General features: G+C 56.7%; 9 protein-coding genes. All 9 read left to right on the top strand.

The features are described 5' to 3' along the window. Positions 1 to 86: 86 nt before the first annotated feature. The 9 genes from C5523_RS09025 to yegS all read left to right on the top strand — a co-directional run bounded on the left by C5523_RS09025 (position 87) and on the right by yegS (position 15,288). Positions 87 to 1,328 carry an MdtA/MuxA family multidrug efflux RND transporter periplasmic adaptor subunit gene (locus C5523_RS09025; protein ID WP_155525394.1) on the top strand — a complete coding sequence of 414 codons (1,242 nt, stop codon included), beginning with the start codon at positions 87 to 89 and terminating at the stop codon, positions 1,326 to 1,328. Then, positions 1,328 to 4,450, top strand: a complete 3,123-nt coding sequence (locus tag C5523_RS09020) for an MdtB/MuxB family multidrug efflux RND transporter permease subunit (protein WP_108700967.1) — start codon at positions 1,328 to 1,330, stop codon at positions 4,448 to 4,450. Before C5523_RS09025 ends, C5523_RS09020 begins: the two co-directional genes overlap by 1 nt. Continuing rightward, entirely contained in the window at positions 4,451 to 7,528 is a 3,078-nt protein-coding gene (gene mdtC, locus C5523_RS09015) for a multidrug efflux RND transporter permease subunit MdtC (protein ID WP_108700966.1), read from the top strand. Beyond that, entirely contained in the window at positions 7,525 to 8,940 is a 1,416-nt protein-coding gene (locus C5523_RS09010) for an MFS transporter (RefSeq protein ID WP_108700965.1), read from the top strand. Before mdtC ends, C5523_RS09010 begins: the two co-directional genes overlap by 4 nt. Continuing rightward, a complete protein-coding gene (gene baeS / locus C5523_RS09005) occupies positions 8,937 to 10,418 on the top strand; it encodes a two-component system sensor histidine kinase BaeS (RefSeq protein ID WP_079496310.1) in 1,482 nt (493 codons plus the stop codon). The genes C5523_RS09010 and baeS overlap by 4 nt, the downstream gene beginning before the upstream one ends. After that, positions 10,415 to 11,137 carry a two-component system response regulator BaeR gene (baeR, locus tag C5523_RS09000; RefSeq protein ID WP_071195733.1) on the top strand — a complete coding sequence of 241 codons (723 nt, stop codon included), beginning with the start codon at positions 10,415 to 10,417 and terminating at the stop codon, positions 11,135 to 11,137. Before baeS ends, baeR begins: the two co-directional genes overlap by 4 nt. Further along, positions 11,134 to 12,639 (top strand): hypothetical protein, encoded by a 1,506-nt coding sequence (locus C5523_RS08995; protein WP_108700964.1) that lies wholly within the window; start codon positions 11,134 to 11,136, stop codon positions 12,637 to 12,639. Before baeR ends, C5523_RS08995 begins: the two co-directional genes overlap by 4 nt. A 133-nt stretch (positions 12,640 to 12,772) precedes the next feature. Continuing rightward, positions 12,773 to 14,134: a tRNA 5-hydroxyuridine modification protein YegQ gene (yegQ, locus tag C5523_RS08990; protein WP_079496308.1), complete on the top strand. Its 1,362-nt coding sequence runs from the start codon at positions 12,773 to 12,775 to the stop codon at positions 14,132 to 14,134. Between the two features lie 254 nt (positions 14,135 to 14,388). Continuing rightward, complete coding sequence (gene yegS, locus C5523_RS08980) at positions 14,389 to 15,288, top strand: lipid kinase YegS (protein ID WP_041851991.1); 900 nt, start codon at positions 14,389 to 14,391, stop codon at positions 15,286 to 15,288. Positions 15,289 to 15,404 lie beyond the last annotated feature (116 nt).

Below are 15,404 nucleotides of genomic sequence, written 5' to 3'. Positions count from 1 at the left end.
TTCATATTATCTCCATTTTTCTGACGCCTGCCCTCACTAAACTAGTATTATTTCAGGCAATGTTTCTGGATGAGATACGAATAAAGATGAAAGGCAGAAAGTCTTCCCGCCTGGTGATAGCAGCAGTGGTGGTCATTGCGGGCATTGCCGCTATTTGGTACGGGTTCAGCCATAAGGAAACAATGCCTGCAGCCGGGGCAACAAACGGGCAAACGCAGCGTCCGGGAGCGGGCGGTGGTCGTCATGGTATGCGTGGTGGTGCGCTGCCGCCGGTACAGGCAGCAACGGCAACGCAGCAGGCAGTCCCGCAATATCTTACGGGCCTTGGGACGGTAACGGCCGCCAACACGGTAACTGTGCGCAGCCGCGTGTCCGGGCAGTTACAGGCCATTCATTTCCAGGAAGGCCAGCAGGTGAAAGCTGGCGACCTCCTTGCGGAAATTGACCCGAGCGCTTTTAAAGTCGCACTGGCACAGGCCCAGGGACAGTTAGCGAAAGACAAAGCCACCCTTGCCAATGCCCAACGCGATCTCGCCCGTTATCAGCAACTGGTTAAAACCAATCTGGTCTCTCGTCAGGATCTGGATACCCAGCAGGCGTTAGTCAGCGAAACCCAGGGCACCATCAAAGCCGATGAAGCATCTGTCGCCAGCGCCCAACTCCAGCTCGACTGGAGCCGCATTGTCGCCCCTATCGACGGACGCGTCGGCCTCAAACAGGTGGATATCGGCAACCAGATCTCCAGCAGCGATACCACCGGCATTGTGGTGCTGACCCAGACGCACCCCATTGATCTGGTGTTCACCCTGCCGGAAAACGACATCGCCACCGTTATCAAGGCGCAAAAAGCCGGGCAAACGTTAAGTGTCGAAGCCTGGGACCGTACGAACAAACAGAAACTGACCACCGGCACGCTATTAAGCCTCGATAACCAGATTGATGCCACCACAGGGACTATCAAGCTAAAAGCCCGCTTTGATAACCAGGATGACACCCTCTTCCCGAACCAGTTTGTGAATGCGCGCATGCTCGTCTCCACCCAGGAGAACGCGGTTGTCATCCCGACTGCCGCCCTGCAGATGGGTAACGAAGGGAATTTCGTCTGGGTGCTCAACGATAAAAACCAGGTCAGCAAACACACGGTGACGCCGGGTATTCAGGACAGTCAAAAAGTGGTGATCGCCGCGGGGCTTTCCGCCGGTGACCGCGTGGTGACGGATGGGATCGATCGCCTGACCGAAGGGGCGACAGTGGAAGTGGTCGACGCCAAAAACGCTGACCAGATGCCCGCCAAACGCGAGCGTCCGTCGAAAGGAGCGCAGTCCTGATGCAACTGCTTCCGCCAGGCAGAACCGGCGGCCCGTCGCGCCTGTTCATTATGCGCCCTGTCGCCACCACCCTTTTAATGGTGGCGATTTTGCTCGCCGGGATCATCGGCTACCGCTTCCTGCCTGTCTCCGCGTTGCCGGAAGTGGACTACCCCACCATTCAGGTCGTGACGCTCTACCCCGGCGCGAGCCCGGATGTGGTGACGTCTGCGATTACCGCCCCGCTGGAACGTCAGTTTGGTCAGATGTCGGGCCTCAAGCAGATGTCATCGCAAAGCTCCGGCGGCGCATCGGTGATTACGCTACAGTTCCAGTTAACGCTGCCGCTTGATGTCGCCGAGCAGGAAGTGCAGGCGGCAATGAACGCCGCTAATAGCCTGCTGCCCTCTGACCTGCCTAACCCACCGGTGTACAGCAAGGTAAACCCTGCGGACCCGCCGATCATGACCCTGGCCGTCACCTCCTCCGCCATGCCGATGACGCAGGTTGAAGATATGGTGGAAACCCGCGTGGCGCAGAAAATCTCGCAGGTCTCGGGCGTCGGCCTCGTCACGCTTGCCGGGGGGCAGCGCCCTGCCGTGCGTGTCAAACTCAATGCGCAGGCGGTGGCGGCCCTTGGGTTGACCAGCGAAACGGTCCGCACCGCGATCAGCAACGCGAACGTGAATTCCGCTAAAGGGAGCCTCGATGGCCCGGCCCGCGCCGTCACCCTGTCCGCGAATGACCAGATGCAATCCGCCGAGGAGTACCGGCGACTGATCGTGGCGTATCAGAATGGCGCCCCCATTCGCTTAGGCGATATCGCAACCGTTGAACAGGGGGCGGAAAATAGCTGGCTTGGGGCGTGGGCCAACAAACAGCAGGCGATTGTCATGAACGTTCAGCGCCAGCCGGGTGCAAACATCATCAACACCGCCGACAGTATCCGCGCCATGCTGCCGCAACTGACCAGCAGCCTGCCGAAATCGGTTGAGGTGAAAGTGCTGTCAGACCGCACCACCAATATCCGCGCCTCGGTCTCCGATACCCAGTACGAACTGATGCTGGCTATCGCGCTGGTGGTCATGATCATCTATCTGTTTCTGCGTAATGTCCCGGCCACGATCATTCCGGGCGTCGCCGTGCCGCTCTCGCTGATAGGCACCTTCGCGGTCATGGTATTCCTGGATTTCTCCATCAATAACCTGACGCTGATGGCGCTCACCATCGCCACCGGTTTTGTGGTGGATGACGCCATCGTGGTCATTGAGAACATCTCGCGCTATATCGAAAAAGGCGAGAAGCCGCTGGCTGCCGCTCTTAAAGGGGCTGGCGAGATCGGCTTTACCATCATCTCGCTGACCTTCTCGCTGATTGCCGTACTGATCCCACTGCTGTTTATGGGCGATATCGTCGGGCGACTGTTCCGCGAATTTGCCGTTACCCTGGCGGTGGCGATTTTAATCTCGGCAATTGTCTCGCTAACTCTGACACCGATGATGTGCGCACGCATGTTGAGTGCGGAATCGTTGCGTAAACAGAACCGTTTTTCCCGCGCGTCGGAGCGTTTTTTCGAACGGGTGATTGCCGCTTACGGTCGGCTGCTCGCCAAAGTGCTCAACCATCCATGGCTGACGCTGAGTGTCGCTATAACAACCCTGCTACTGTCCGTTTTGCTGTGGATAGTGATCCCGAAAGGCTTCTTCCCGGTGCAGGATAACGGCATCATCCAGGGTACGTTACAGGCACCGCAGTCGGCGTCGTTTGCCAGCATGGCGGAGCGCCAGCGCCAGGTCTCGGATATCGTGCTCAAGGATCCGGCAGTGCAAAGCCTTACCACCTTTGTCGGTGTGGATGGCACCAATCCGGCGCTCAACAGCGCGCGTCTTCAGATCAACCTTAAACCGCTCAGCGAACGTGACGATCGCGTGCCGGTGGTGATTGAACGTTTACAGCAGTCGGTGGCGAAAATCCCCGGCGCAGCGCTCTATCTGCAACCAACGCAGGATTTGACCATCGATACCACGGTCAGCCGCACGCAATATCAGTTTACCCTGCAAGCAAATTCCCTGACGGCCCTGAGCGAATGGGTGCCACAGTTGATGGACAAATTGCAGGCATTGCCACAGCTCGCCGATGTCAGCAGTGACTGGCAGGATCAGGGGCTGGTGGCGTATGTCAATGTGGATCGCGACAGCGCCAGCCGCCTTGGTATCAGCATGTCCGATGTGGACAATGCCCTGTATAACGCCTTCGGTCAGCGTCTTATTTCCACGATCTATACCCAGGCGAATCAGTATCGCGTGGTGCTGGAACACAACACCACACAAACGCCGGGGCTGGCGGCGCTGGATAATATCCGCCTTGCCAGTAGCAGCGGCGGTACCGTGCCGCTGAGTTCGATAGCCAAAATAGAGCAGCGTTTCGCACCACTGTCGATTAACCACCTGGATCAGTTCCCCTCCACCACCATCTCCTTTAACGTGGCGGAAGGTCACTCCCTGGGCGAAGCAGTGCAATCGATTATCGACAGCGAGAAGACGCTCAACCTGCCGACCGACATCACCACCCAGTTCCAGGGCAGTACCCTGGCGTTCCAGGCCGCGCTCGGCAGCACCGTCTGGCTGGTGGTTGCCGCCGTGGTGGCGATGTATATCGTGCTGGGCGTGTTGTATGAGAGCTTTATTCACCCGGTCACCATTTTGTCTACCCTGCCAACCGCAGGGGTCGGCGCTCTGCTGGCGCTGATGATTGCCGGGAGCGAGCTGGACGTTATCGCCATCATCGGTATCATTTTGTTGATTGGTATCGTCAAGAAAAACGCCATCATGATGATTGACTTCGCCCTCGCCGCCGAACGTGAAGAGGGGATGTCGCCACGCGATGCCATCTTCCAGGCCTGTCTGTTGCGTTTTCGTCCGATCCTGATGACCACGCTGGCAGCGTTGCTGGGCGCGCTGCCGCTGATGCTGAGTACCGGCGTTGGGGCGGAACTGCGCCGTCCGTTGGGGATTGGCATGGTGGGCGGTTTGATGGTGAGCCAGGTGCTGACGCTGTTCACCACCCCGGTTATCTATCTGCTCTTTGACCGACTCGCGCTCTCTCTGCGTCGCCGCTTCCCGCGCCGTGAAGAGGAGGCGTAAATGAAGTTTTTCGCCCTCTTCATTTACCGCCCGGTGGCAACAATACTGATCTCCGTTGCCATTACGCTCTGCGGCGTTCTGGGTTTCCGGCTGTTGCCGGTAGCCCCGCTGCCGCAGGTGGATTTCCCGGTCATCATGGTCAGCGCCTCCCTGCCGGGAGCCTCGCCGGAAACCATGGCCTCGTCGGTTGCGACCCCGCTGGAGCGTTCGCTTGGGCGTATCGCCGGGGTCAACGAAATGACTTCGTCCAGTTCGCTTGGCAGCACGCGTATCATTCTGGAGTTTAACTTTAACCGCGATATCAATGGCGCAGCGCGTGATGTCCAGGCGGCGCTGAACGCGGCGCAAAACCTGTTGCCGAGCGGCATGCCAAGCCGTCCGACCTATCGCAAAGCCAACCCGTCTGCTGCACCGATTATGATCCTGACGCTCACCTCCGATACCTATTCGCAGGGTGAGCTGTATGATTTCGCCTCTACGCAACTGGCGCAAACCATCTCGCAGATCGACGGCGTCGGAGATGTCGATATCGGTGGGAGTTCGCTGCCCGCCGTGCGCGTTGGCTTAAACCCGCAGGCGCTGTTTAACCAGGGTGTCTCGCTGGATGCGGTGCGCACCGCCATTACCCAGGCCAACGTTCGTCGCCCACAAGGGGCGATTGAAGACGCAACCCACCGCTGGCAGGTGCAGACCAATGACGCGCTGAAAACCGCTGCCGCTTACCAGCCGTTAATCATCCATTACAAAAATGGCGCAGCCGTCCGTCTGAGTGATGTCGCGTCAGTGACCGACTCCGTTCAGGATATTCGTAACGCCGGGATGACCAACGCTAAACCCGCCATTTTGCTGATGATCCGCAAACTGCCGGAAGCCAACATCATTCAGACGGTGGACAGCATCCGCGCTCGCCTGCCGGAATTGCAAAAGACCATTCCGGCGGCGATTGACCTGCAGATTGCCCAGGACCGCTCGCCGACTATCCGTGCCTCCCTCGCGGAAGTAGAACAGTCGCTGGTGATCTCGGTCGCGCTGGTTATCCTGGTGGTCTTCCTGTTTCTGCGTTCCGCCCGGGCGACGCTGATCCCCGCAGTGGCAGTCCCGGTGTCGCTGATCGGTACTTTCGCCGCCATGTACCTGTGCGGTTTTAGCCTTAATAACCTCTCGCTGATGGCGCTGACCATCGCCACCGGTTTCGTGGTCGATGACGCCATCGTGGTTCTGGAGAATATTTCCCGTCACCTGGAAGCGGGCATGAAACCGCTGCAGGCGGCACTGCAGGGAACGCGGGAAGTCGGCTTTACGGTGCTCTCGATGAGTATCTCGCTGGTCGCGGTGTTCTTGCCGCTCTTGCTGATGGAAGGGCTGCCGGGGCGCCTGCTGCGGGAGTTTGCCGTCACCCTTTCGGTGGCCATCGGCATATCACTGGCTATCTCGCTCACCCTCACGCCGATGATGTGCGGTTGGTTGCTGCGTAGCCGCAAATCCCCGGCCGCCACGCGCAACAAGGGCATTGGTCGCCTGCTTCTCGGTCTACAGCGCGCCTATGCAAAATCACTGAAATGGGTGTTGAACCACGCGCGCCTGGTGGGGCTGGTACTGATTGGCACCATCGCGCTGAATATCTGGATGTATATCAGCATTCCAAAAACCTTCTTCCCGGAGCAGGACACCGGCATCCTGATGGGCGGTATTCAGGCGGATCAGAGTATTTCGTTCCAGGCGATGCGCATTAAGTTGCAGGACTTTATGAAAATCATCCGTGACGATCCCGCCGTCGATAACGTGACGGGCTTTACCGGCGGCTCGCGGGTCAACAGCGGCATGATGTTTATTACCCTTAAGGCACGCAGTGTACGCAATGAAACCGCCCAACAGGTTATCGACCGTCTGCGAGGAAAGCTCGCCAAAGAGCCGGGGGCCAGTCTGTTTTTGGTGGCGGTTCAGGATATCCGCGTGGGTGGACGGCAATCCAATGCCAGTTATCAGTACACGCTGCTCTCCGACGATCTTAGCGCCCTGCGTGAGTGGGAGCCGAAAATCCGCAAAGCGCTCGCCTCGCTGCCGGAGCTGGCGGACGTGAACTCCGACCAACAGGATAACGGCGCGGAGATGAACCTGACTTATGATCGCGAAAGCATGTCGCGCCTGGGGATCAACGTACAAGAGGCCAACAGCCTGCTGAACAACGCCTTCGGCCAGCGGCAGATTTCCACCATCTACCAGCCGCTTAACCAGTACAAAGTGGTGATGGAAGTCGATCGACGCTATACCCAGGACATTAGCGCGCTGGATAAGATGTTTGTCATTAATAGCGAGGGCAAACCTATTCCGCTGTCCTATTTTGCCCGCTGGCAACCGGCGAACGCCCCACTGTCGGTCAACCATCAGGGGCTATCGGCGGCGTCCACGATTTCGTTCAACCTGCCCACAGGGATGTCGCTATCCGAAGCGAGTGACGCAATTGACCGCGCCATGACCCAACTGGGGGTGCCTTCGACGGTGCGCGGCAGTTTCGCCGGAACTGCGCAAGTCTTTCAGCAAACTATGAATTCGCAGGTGATCCTGATTATCGCTGCGATCGCGACAGTCTATATCGTGCTGGGGATTCTCTATGAGAGTTACGTACATCCGTTGACGATCCTCTCGACCCTGCCCTCAGCGGGTGTCGGGGCGCTACTGGCGCTGGAGCTGTTTGGCGCGCCCTTTAGTCTGATTGCGTTGATAGGCATTATGCTATTGATTGGTATAGTGAAAAAGAATGCCATCATGATGGTGGATTTTGCGCTTGAAGCCCAACGGAAGGGAAATCTGAACGCGGAAGAGGCGATTTTCCAGGCCTGTCTGCTGCGTTTCAGACCCATAATGATGACCACACTGGCGGCGCTGTTTGGCGCGCTTCCGCTGGTGATTTCGGGTGGCGACGGTTCCGAACTGCGCCAGCCGCTGGGGATAACCATTGTTGGCGGTCTGGTAATGAGTCAATTGCTGACACTGTATACCACTCCGGTGGTGTACCTGTTCTTTGACCGCCTGCAACGCCGATTTGCCCGTAAACGCAGAGAGCCTGTAACAGAGTGACAGAACTACCCAAAAATGTGCGTTGGCAATTGTGGATTGTGGCGTTTGGCTTCTTTATGCAGTCGCTGGACACCACGATTGTCAACACCGCCCTGCCCTCCATGGCGCGAAGTCTGGGAGAAAGCCCGCTGCATATGCATATGGTGGTGGTCTCCTACGTGCTGACCGTTGCTATCATGCTGCCTGCCAGTGGCTGGCTGGCAGATCGCGTCGGGGTGCGTAATATCTTCTTTACCGCCATCGTTCTCTTTACCCTGGGTTCGCTGTTTTGCGCCCAGGCCAACACGCTCAATGAACTGGTGATGGCCCGTATATTACAAGGCGTTGGCGGCGCGATGATGGTGCCCGTCGGCAGGCTGACAGTGATGAAAATTGTCCCGCGCGATCAATACATGGCGGCAATGACCTTCGTCACCCTGCCCGGCCAGGTAGGGCCACTGCTCGGCCCGGCGTTAGGTGGCATTCTGGTGGAATATGCCTCCTGGCACTGGATCTTCCTGATTAACCTGCCCGTTGGCGTGGTGGGGGCGATCGCCACCCTGTGGTTAATGCCCAACTACACCTTACAAACCCGTCGTTTTGATCTCTTTGGCTTTTTACTGCTGGCGTCGGGGATGGCAACGCTGACGCTGGCGCTCGACGGGCAAAAGGGGCTCGGAATTTCACCGCTGCTGCTCGGCCTTCTGGTGGCGGGCGGCGTGCTGGCGATTGTTATCTATCTGCTGCATGCCAAAGGCAATGCGGGAGCGCTGTTTAATCTGCGCCTGTTTCGTACGCCGTCATTCTCCCTTGGTCTGTGCGGCAGTTTCGCCGGGCGCATAGGCAGCGGCATGCTGCCCTTTATGACGCCGGTCTTTTTGCAGATTGGTCTGGGTTTTTCGCCGTTTCATGCCGGGCTAATGATGATTCCGATGGTCATCGGCAGTATGGGAATGAAACGGATTGTCGTTCAGTTAGTCAACCGCTTTGGCTACCGTCGCGCGCTGGTGTGTTCAACGCTGGGTCTGGCCGCCGTCAGTCTGCTGTTTATGGGGACGGCGCTGATGGGCTGGTACGCTCTGCTGCCCTTTGTACTGTTCGCGCAGGGCATGATCAACTCCATGCGTTTTTCCTCCATGAACACCCTGACACTGAAAGACCTGCCCGATGAACTGGCAAGCGGCGGCAACAGCCTGTTATCAATGATCATGCAGCTTTCTATGAGTATCGGCGTCACCGTCGCCGGGCTGCTACTGGGGCTGTTCGGCCAGTACAATCTGTCCGCCGACAGCGGCGTTGCCCATCACGTCTTTCTTTATACCTACCTGTGCATGGCGTTCATTATCGCCCTGCCCGCTTTTATCTTTGCCCGAGTCCCGAATGATGTCAGTCAGAACGTGGTCATTTCCCGGCGCAACAGGAGTCAATCATGAAAATCTGGCGACCCGGTATTACCGCTAAGCTCTTTCTGGCTATTTTCGCCACCTGTATCGTGCTGCTTATCAGTATGCACTGGGCCGTGCGCATCAGCTTCGAACGGGGTTTTATCGACTACATTAAACGCGGCAACGAACAGCGTCTGCAGTTGCTCAGCGATGCCCTGAGTGAGCAATACGCCCAGCATGGAGACTGGGGCTTTTTACGCAATAACGACCGCTTTATCTTCCAGATCCTGCGTTCATTCGAGCGAGACAACGAGCGTGAGGGTGGGCCAGGTGGCCCTGGGCCAGGGCCGGAACATGGTGATAATCATGAGCATGAGCCGCCGCCAGGCCCTCCGCCAGAACCCGGTAATGGCATGCCGCCACACGGCTGGCGGACACAATTTTGGGTGACTGACGCATCGGCGGAAGTGCTTGTTGGGCCACGTAGCCCGGTACCGCCCGACGGGACACGGCGAGCCATTACGGTTAATGGTCAGCCTGTAGGCTGGGTCATCGCCTCGCCGGTGGAGCGCCTGACGCGCAATACCGATATTAACTTTGACCGTCAGCAGCGGCGCACAAGCTGGATGATTGTCGCGCTCTCGACCCTGCTGGCCGCGCTGGCCACCTTCCCACTGGCCCGCGGCCTGCTCGCGCCGGTCAAACGGCTGGTTGACGGTACGCATAAGCTGGCCGCCGGGGATTTCTCCACCCGCGTTAACCCTGGCAGCCAGGATGAGTTGGGCAAGCTGGCGCAGGACTTTAATCAGCTCGCCAGTACGCTGGAGAAAAATCAGCAGATGCGCCGTGATTTTATGGCGGATATCTCCCACGAGTTGCGTACACCACTGGCGGTACTGCGCGGCGAACTGGAGGCCATTCAGGATGGGGTACGTCAATTTACACCGGAGTCGGTGACGTCTTTACAGGCGGAAGTCGCCACCTTAACCAAGCTGGTGGACGATTTGCATCAGTTGTCCATGTCAGATGAAGGCGCGCTGGCTTACCAGAAAAGGCCGGTGGATGTCATTTCATTACTGGAGGTGGCAGCCGGAGCGTTTCGTGAACGTTACGCCAGCCGCAATCTGACTATCGACATGACGCTACCGGAGCACGCCGTGGTTTTTGGCGACCCGGATCGTCTGATGCAACTGTTCAATAATCTTCTGGAAAACAGTCTGCGCTACACCGATAGCGGCGGCGGTATGCACATCTCCGCAATGACAGAGGGCAATATGCTTACCCTCGATTTTGCCGATAGCGCGCCCGGAGTCAGCGATCTGCAGTTAGGCAGATTATTTGAACGCTTTTATCGCACCGAAGGTTCGCGCAACCGCGCCAGCGGCGGCTCCGGCTTAGGTCTGGCAATCTGCCTGAATATTATCGAAGCCCACGGCGGCAAGGTCCGCGCCGCGCATTCGCCTTTTGGTGGGGTTAGCATTAAAGTTGAATTACCCCTGGAACGGGACATAGCGAGAAACGTATGACTGAGTTACCTATTGATGAAAACACCCCACGCATTTTGATCGTGGAAGACGAGCCAAAGCTGGGTCAGTTGCTGATTGATTATCTGCGTGCGGCAAGTTACGCGCCATCGCTGATTAACCATGGCGATCAGGTACTGTCGTATGTGCGCCAGACGCCGCCGGACCTGATCCTGCTTGATCTGATGCTCCCCGGCACCGACGGGCTGACACTGTGCCGTGAAATCCGTCGTTTCTCCAATATTCCCATCATTATGGTGACGGCAAAAATCGAAGAGATTGACCGTCTGCTGGGACTGGAGATCGGTGCTGATGACTATATCTGCAAACCCTACAGTCCGCGCGAAGTGGTGGCAAGGGTGAAAACGATCCTGCGCCGCTGTAAGCCGCAGCGTGAAATACAGGCGCTGGACGCAGAAAGCCCGCTTATCGTTGATGAAGGTCGCTTCCAGGCAAGCTGGCGCAGCAAGCTGCTGGATTTAACGCCAGCGGAATTTCGTCTGCTGAAAACCCTCTCCAGCGAACCGGGGAAGGTATTCTCGCGCGAACAGTTGCTCAATAACCTCTATGACGATTACCGCGTGGTGACTGACCGCACTATCGACAGCCATATCAAGAACTTGCGTCGTAAACTGGAGTCGCTGGATGAAGAACAGTCCTTCATCCGCGCCGTCTATGGCGTGGGTTATCGCTGGGAAGCTGATGCCTGCCGACTGGCATGATCTTCATCCGCTCCCTGATGGCATTTCATTCATCGACGCCGTGGATTGTGCATCACATCCCGGCAGCGGTGGCACATATCTGCAACCGACTCTTTCATGCAGGAAGCATGCTGACGATCATGAGCGATAAATCTTTTCTAAAGCGCTGGTTCTCCTCATTCACCGAGCCACCTCTTGATGAAGAAACAGAAATTTATCAAGAAATTAGAATGCTGCTCAACGAGCCGCGTAATGGCAACTATTTGCTAAAAAATAGCGATATCCGCAGTGTCGAGAGTCTTTGCCAGCTCGCCCATCACCACAACGGTTTCTTGCGTGAAAAAGCCGTAATGGCGCTCTCTTTAAAAGGCGACATCGCCGCCCTGCGGGAACTCCTGATTTGCGCTAATGACTGGGTTAAGCCGATTCACCGCCTCGCCACCCAGGAAGTGATGGCGCTGATGACGGCGGAAAATGCGCCCGCCTTTATTGCCCATCTTGCGCAGGTCAGACAGTTGCTGACCTGCAGACGCTACAACCACGCGCCTTTAGTGGAGTTGATAAGCCACTTTTTGGCCTCGCAGGCCCATATAGCCGACTTAAGGCAGGCGCTCTATTCCCCTGATCGCGAACTGCGCCATGCCGTGTTGCATACGCTTATCGAGCAGGAGCAGTTGCACGATGAAGCCGCGCTGGCCTTTGTACTGGATACCGGTGATACCTATTTGCGGGGCATTGCGGTTACCTACTGGCTGGCACGCGCGCCGAAACTGTCTGAGTCACTGATGACACGCCTGCTACGCGATCCCTGGCCGCGTATCCGTCGCGATACCCTCTTTTATCTTGATGAACATGGGCAAGCGCTGCCCGAACCATTGCACAGGGAGTTACTGCTGGATAAGAACAGCCTGATCCGCCAGCGCGCCCGTCACATGCTATCTGAAACCGTTGATGCTACCGCGTTTTGGCGCGACGTTATCACTTCGCCGGCCTGTTCGATAACTCAGCGCCGTTCCGCGCTCTATGGTCTGAAAGAGGCACGCGATCCCGCACTGCATTCACTGGCGCTGTGGGGCTATTCGCAGCCTGAAAACGGTATTCGCCAGGCGGCGCTACATATCTTGTTGACGCTTGAAGGTGAAGAGGCGAAACCCCGCATTCTGGCCGCCTTAGCCGACCCGAGCCTGTCTTTCGCTATGGCGGCAATGAAATCACTGGCACACCACCCGCTTTCTTTTTCACGAAGCGAGCTTGAGGCACTGCTGACGCATACGCCCTCGGAGAAGCACACCCTGTTGTACTGGCGGTTGGTACACCAGATAAACAAATGGGACTGGCTCATCGTGCTGCTACGCCATTTCCCTTTCCTGTCGCCGTCACAGCAGGCAGAAGAACTGGCGAGCTGGAAAGGGAAATACAATCAGGCGGGGATTAACCCCACGTCTGGTCAGCAGGAAATCCTGACCTGTTTGCTGGCGCAGGTGCCCGAAATACGCCGGTCGCTACAACACTACCTGGTATAATGCCCCGCTTACATACTGTGTGGGTTTACTCCCTTTCCCGCCAGCGCTACAATTCCCGCCCTAAATTTATGGGATCTCCCCAGCCGCCTCACCTGGTGAGGCGAATCTGACCTGTCATCAGAACGAGAACATCATGTTTAAACCGGAACTCCTTTCCCCGGCGGGAACGCTGAAAAATATGCGTTACGCTTTCGCTTATGGCGCGGACGCCGTTTATGCGGGCCAGCCACGTTATTCACTGCGCGTGCGCAATAACGAATTCAACCACGAGAATTTGCAAAAAGGCATTAACGAGGCCCATGACCTCGGCAAAAAATTCTACGTCGTGGTGAATATCGCGCCGCACAACGCCAAGCTGAAAACGTTTATTCGCGATTTAAAACCCGTGGTGGATATGGGGCCGGATGCGCTGATTATGTCCGATCCGGGTTTGATTATGCTGGTGCGCGAAAACTTCCCGGAGATGGATATTCACCTGTCCGTACAGGCTAACGCCGTAAACTGGGCGACGGTGAAGTTCTGGAAACAGATGGGGCTGACCCGCGTGATACTCTCTCGCGAACTGTCGCTTGATGAAATCGCCGAAATCCGCGCTCAGGTGCCGGACATGGAAATTGAAATTTTCGTCCACGGCGCGCTGTGTATGGCCTATTCCGGCCGCTGCCTGCTCTCTGGCTATATCAACAAGCGCGACCCGAACCAGGGAACCTGCACCAACGCCTGTCGCTGGGAATATAACGTCCAGGAAGGTAAAGAAGATGACGTCGGCAATATCGTGCACAAATACGAGCCGATTGCCGTGCAAAACGTTGAGCCAACGCTGGGTATCGGCGCGCCAACGGATAAGGTCTTTATGATTGAAGAGGCCCAGCGTCCGGGCGAGTACATGACCGCGTTCGAAGATGAGCACGGCACCTACATCATGAACTCCAAAGACTTGCGCGCGATCGCCCACGTTGAGCGTCTGACACAAATGGGCGTGCACTCGCTGAAAATTGAAGGCCGCACCAAATCCTTCTACTACTGTGCCCGCACCGCGCAGGTCTACCGTAAGGCCATTGACGATGCCGCCGCAGGCAAACCGTTTGACACCAGTCTGTTAGAGACCCTTGAAGGGCTGGCACACCGCGGCTATACCGAAGGCTTCCTGCGTCGCCACACTCATGATGATTACCAGAACTACGAGTATGGTTACTCCGTCTCTGAGCGTCAGCAGTTTGTCGGCGAGTTTACCGGTGAGCGTAAAGGCGAGCTGGCGGCCGTGGCGGTAAAAAACAAATTTATCGTCGGCGACAGCCTTGAGCTAATGACGCCGCAGGGCAACGTTAACTTCACGCTGGAACATATGGAAAACGCCAAAGGCGAGGCAATGGAGGTTGCACCGGGAGACGGTTATACCGTCTGGATGCCGGTTCCCCAGGATGTGATGCTGGAGTATGCCCTGTTGATGCGTAATTTTACTGGACAGACCACGCGTAATCCGCACGCTAAGTAATTAACCGGGGTTATTTTTTCACTCGACAAGAATCTTAGAATCGGATCACATACCGTTGCGGTCATTATGGTTATTATCCTCATCGCTGAAAAACATAACCCATAAATGCTAGCTGTACCAGGAACCACCTCCTTAGCCTGCGTAATCTCCCTTACGCAGGCTGATTTTTTTATCTCCCCTTTTACCTTCCTTCCAGGCGCGCTTTCCGGTCGTGAGATACACTTTGCTCATGGTATTTTCGAAGAGCGAAAAGGATGAGCAATTTTCCAGGCAGTTTATTGATCCTCAACGGTAAAAGTGCAGGCGACGACATGTTGCGCGAGGCCATTACCCTCCTGCGCAACGAAGGGATGGACATTCAGGTGCGCGTCACCTGGGAAAAAGGCGATGCAGAGCGCTATGTGGCAGAAGCCATCAAACTCGGCGTCGAAACCGTGATTGCGGGCGGTGGCGATGGCACCATTAATGAGGTCGCCAGCGCGCTGGTGCACAGTGATAGCGACAACCCACCTGTATTGGGGATTTTGCCTTTAGGCACCGCGAATGATTTTGCCACCAGCGCCGATATCCCGGAGCCACTGGATAAAGCGCTACAGCTCGCTATCGTGGGTAAAGCGGTGCCTATCGACATTGCCGAAGTGAACGGCAAAACCTGCTTTATCAATATGGCCACTGGCGGGTTTGGTACCCGTATTACCACCGAAACGCCAGAGAAACTGAAAGCCGCGTTGGGCGGTGTCTCCTACATCATTCATGGTCTGATGCGCATGGATACGCTTAAGCCGGACCGCTGCGAAATCAAGGGTGAAGATTTCCACTGGCAGGGCGACGCGCTGGTCATCGGCATCGGTAACGGACGCCAGGCAGGCGGCGGGCAACAGCTATGCCCTGGTGCGCTCATTAACGACGGCCTGTTGCAACTGCGTATTTTTACCGGCGATGAGATCCTGCCCGCCCTGTTCACCACCCTGACCCAGCCGGAAGATAATCCGCATATTATTGACGGTAAATCCGCCTGGTTTGAGGTGAGCGCGCCGCACGATATCACCTTTAACCTGGACGGCGAGCCACTAACCGGACAGCATTTCAGTATTAACATTCTGCCCGGCGCGCTGAAATGCCGCCTGCCGCCTGACTGCCCGCTACTGCGTTAAGCCTTACAGTAGATTGACGGCGGTCGACGGGTGAAAAAGAGCCGTGATTGCCGTAAGAGAATATCTGCAAGAAGAGAATTGAAAAGCGCATCTCTCCCCGTCTGACGAAGAGAGAT

Origin of the sequence: Phytobacter sp. SCO41, from assembly GCF_003073275.1 — a bacterium.
Taxonomy (GTDB): Bacteria; Pseudomonadota; Gammaproteobacteria; order Enterobacterales; family Enterobacteriaceae; genus Phytobacter; species Phytobacter diazotrophicus.
This window is presented reverse-complemented; position numbering and strand designations above follow the sequence as displayed.

Coding starts and splice junctions, on each gene's coding strand:
- C5523_RS09020 (WP_108700967.1), top strand. CDS start 1,328: ATGCAACTGCTTCCGCCAGGCAGAACCGGCGGCCCGTCGCGCCTGTTC.
- C5523_RS08995 (WP_108700964.1), top strand. CDS start 11,134: ATGATCTTCATCCGCTCCCTGATGGCATTTCATTCATCGACGCCGTGG.
- baeS (WP_079496310.1), top strand. CDS start 8,937: ATGAAAATCTGGCGACCCGGTATTACCGCTAAGCTCTTTCTGGCTATT.
- yegS (WP_041851991.1), top strand. CDS start 14,389: ATGAGCAATTTTCCAGGCAGTTTATTGATCCTCAACGGTAAAAGTGCA.
- baeR (WP_071195733.1), top strand. CDS start 10,415: ATGACTGAGTTACCTATTGATGAAAACACCCCACGCATTTTGATCGTG.
- mdtC (WP_108700966.1), top strand. CDS start 4,451: ATGAAGTTTTTCGCCCTCTTCATTTACCGCCCGGTGGCAACAATACTG.
- yegQ (WP_079496308.1), top strand. CDS start 12,773: ATGTTTAAACCGGAACTCCTTTCCCCGGCGGGAACGCTGAAAAATATG.
- C5523_RS09025 (WP_155525394.1), top strand. CDS start 87: ATGAAAGGCAGAAAGTCTTCCCGCCTGGTGATAGCAGCAGTGGTGGTC.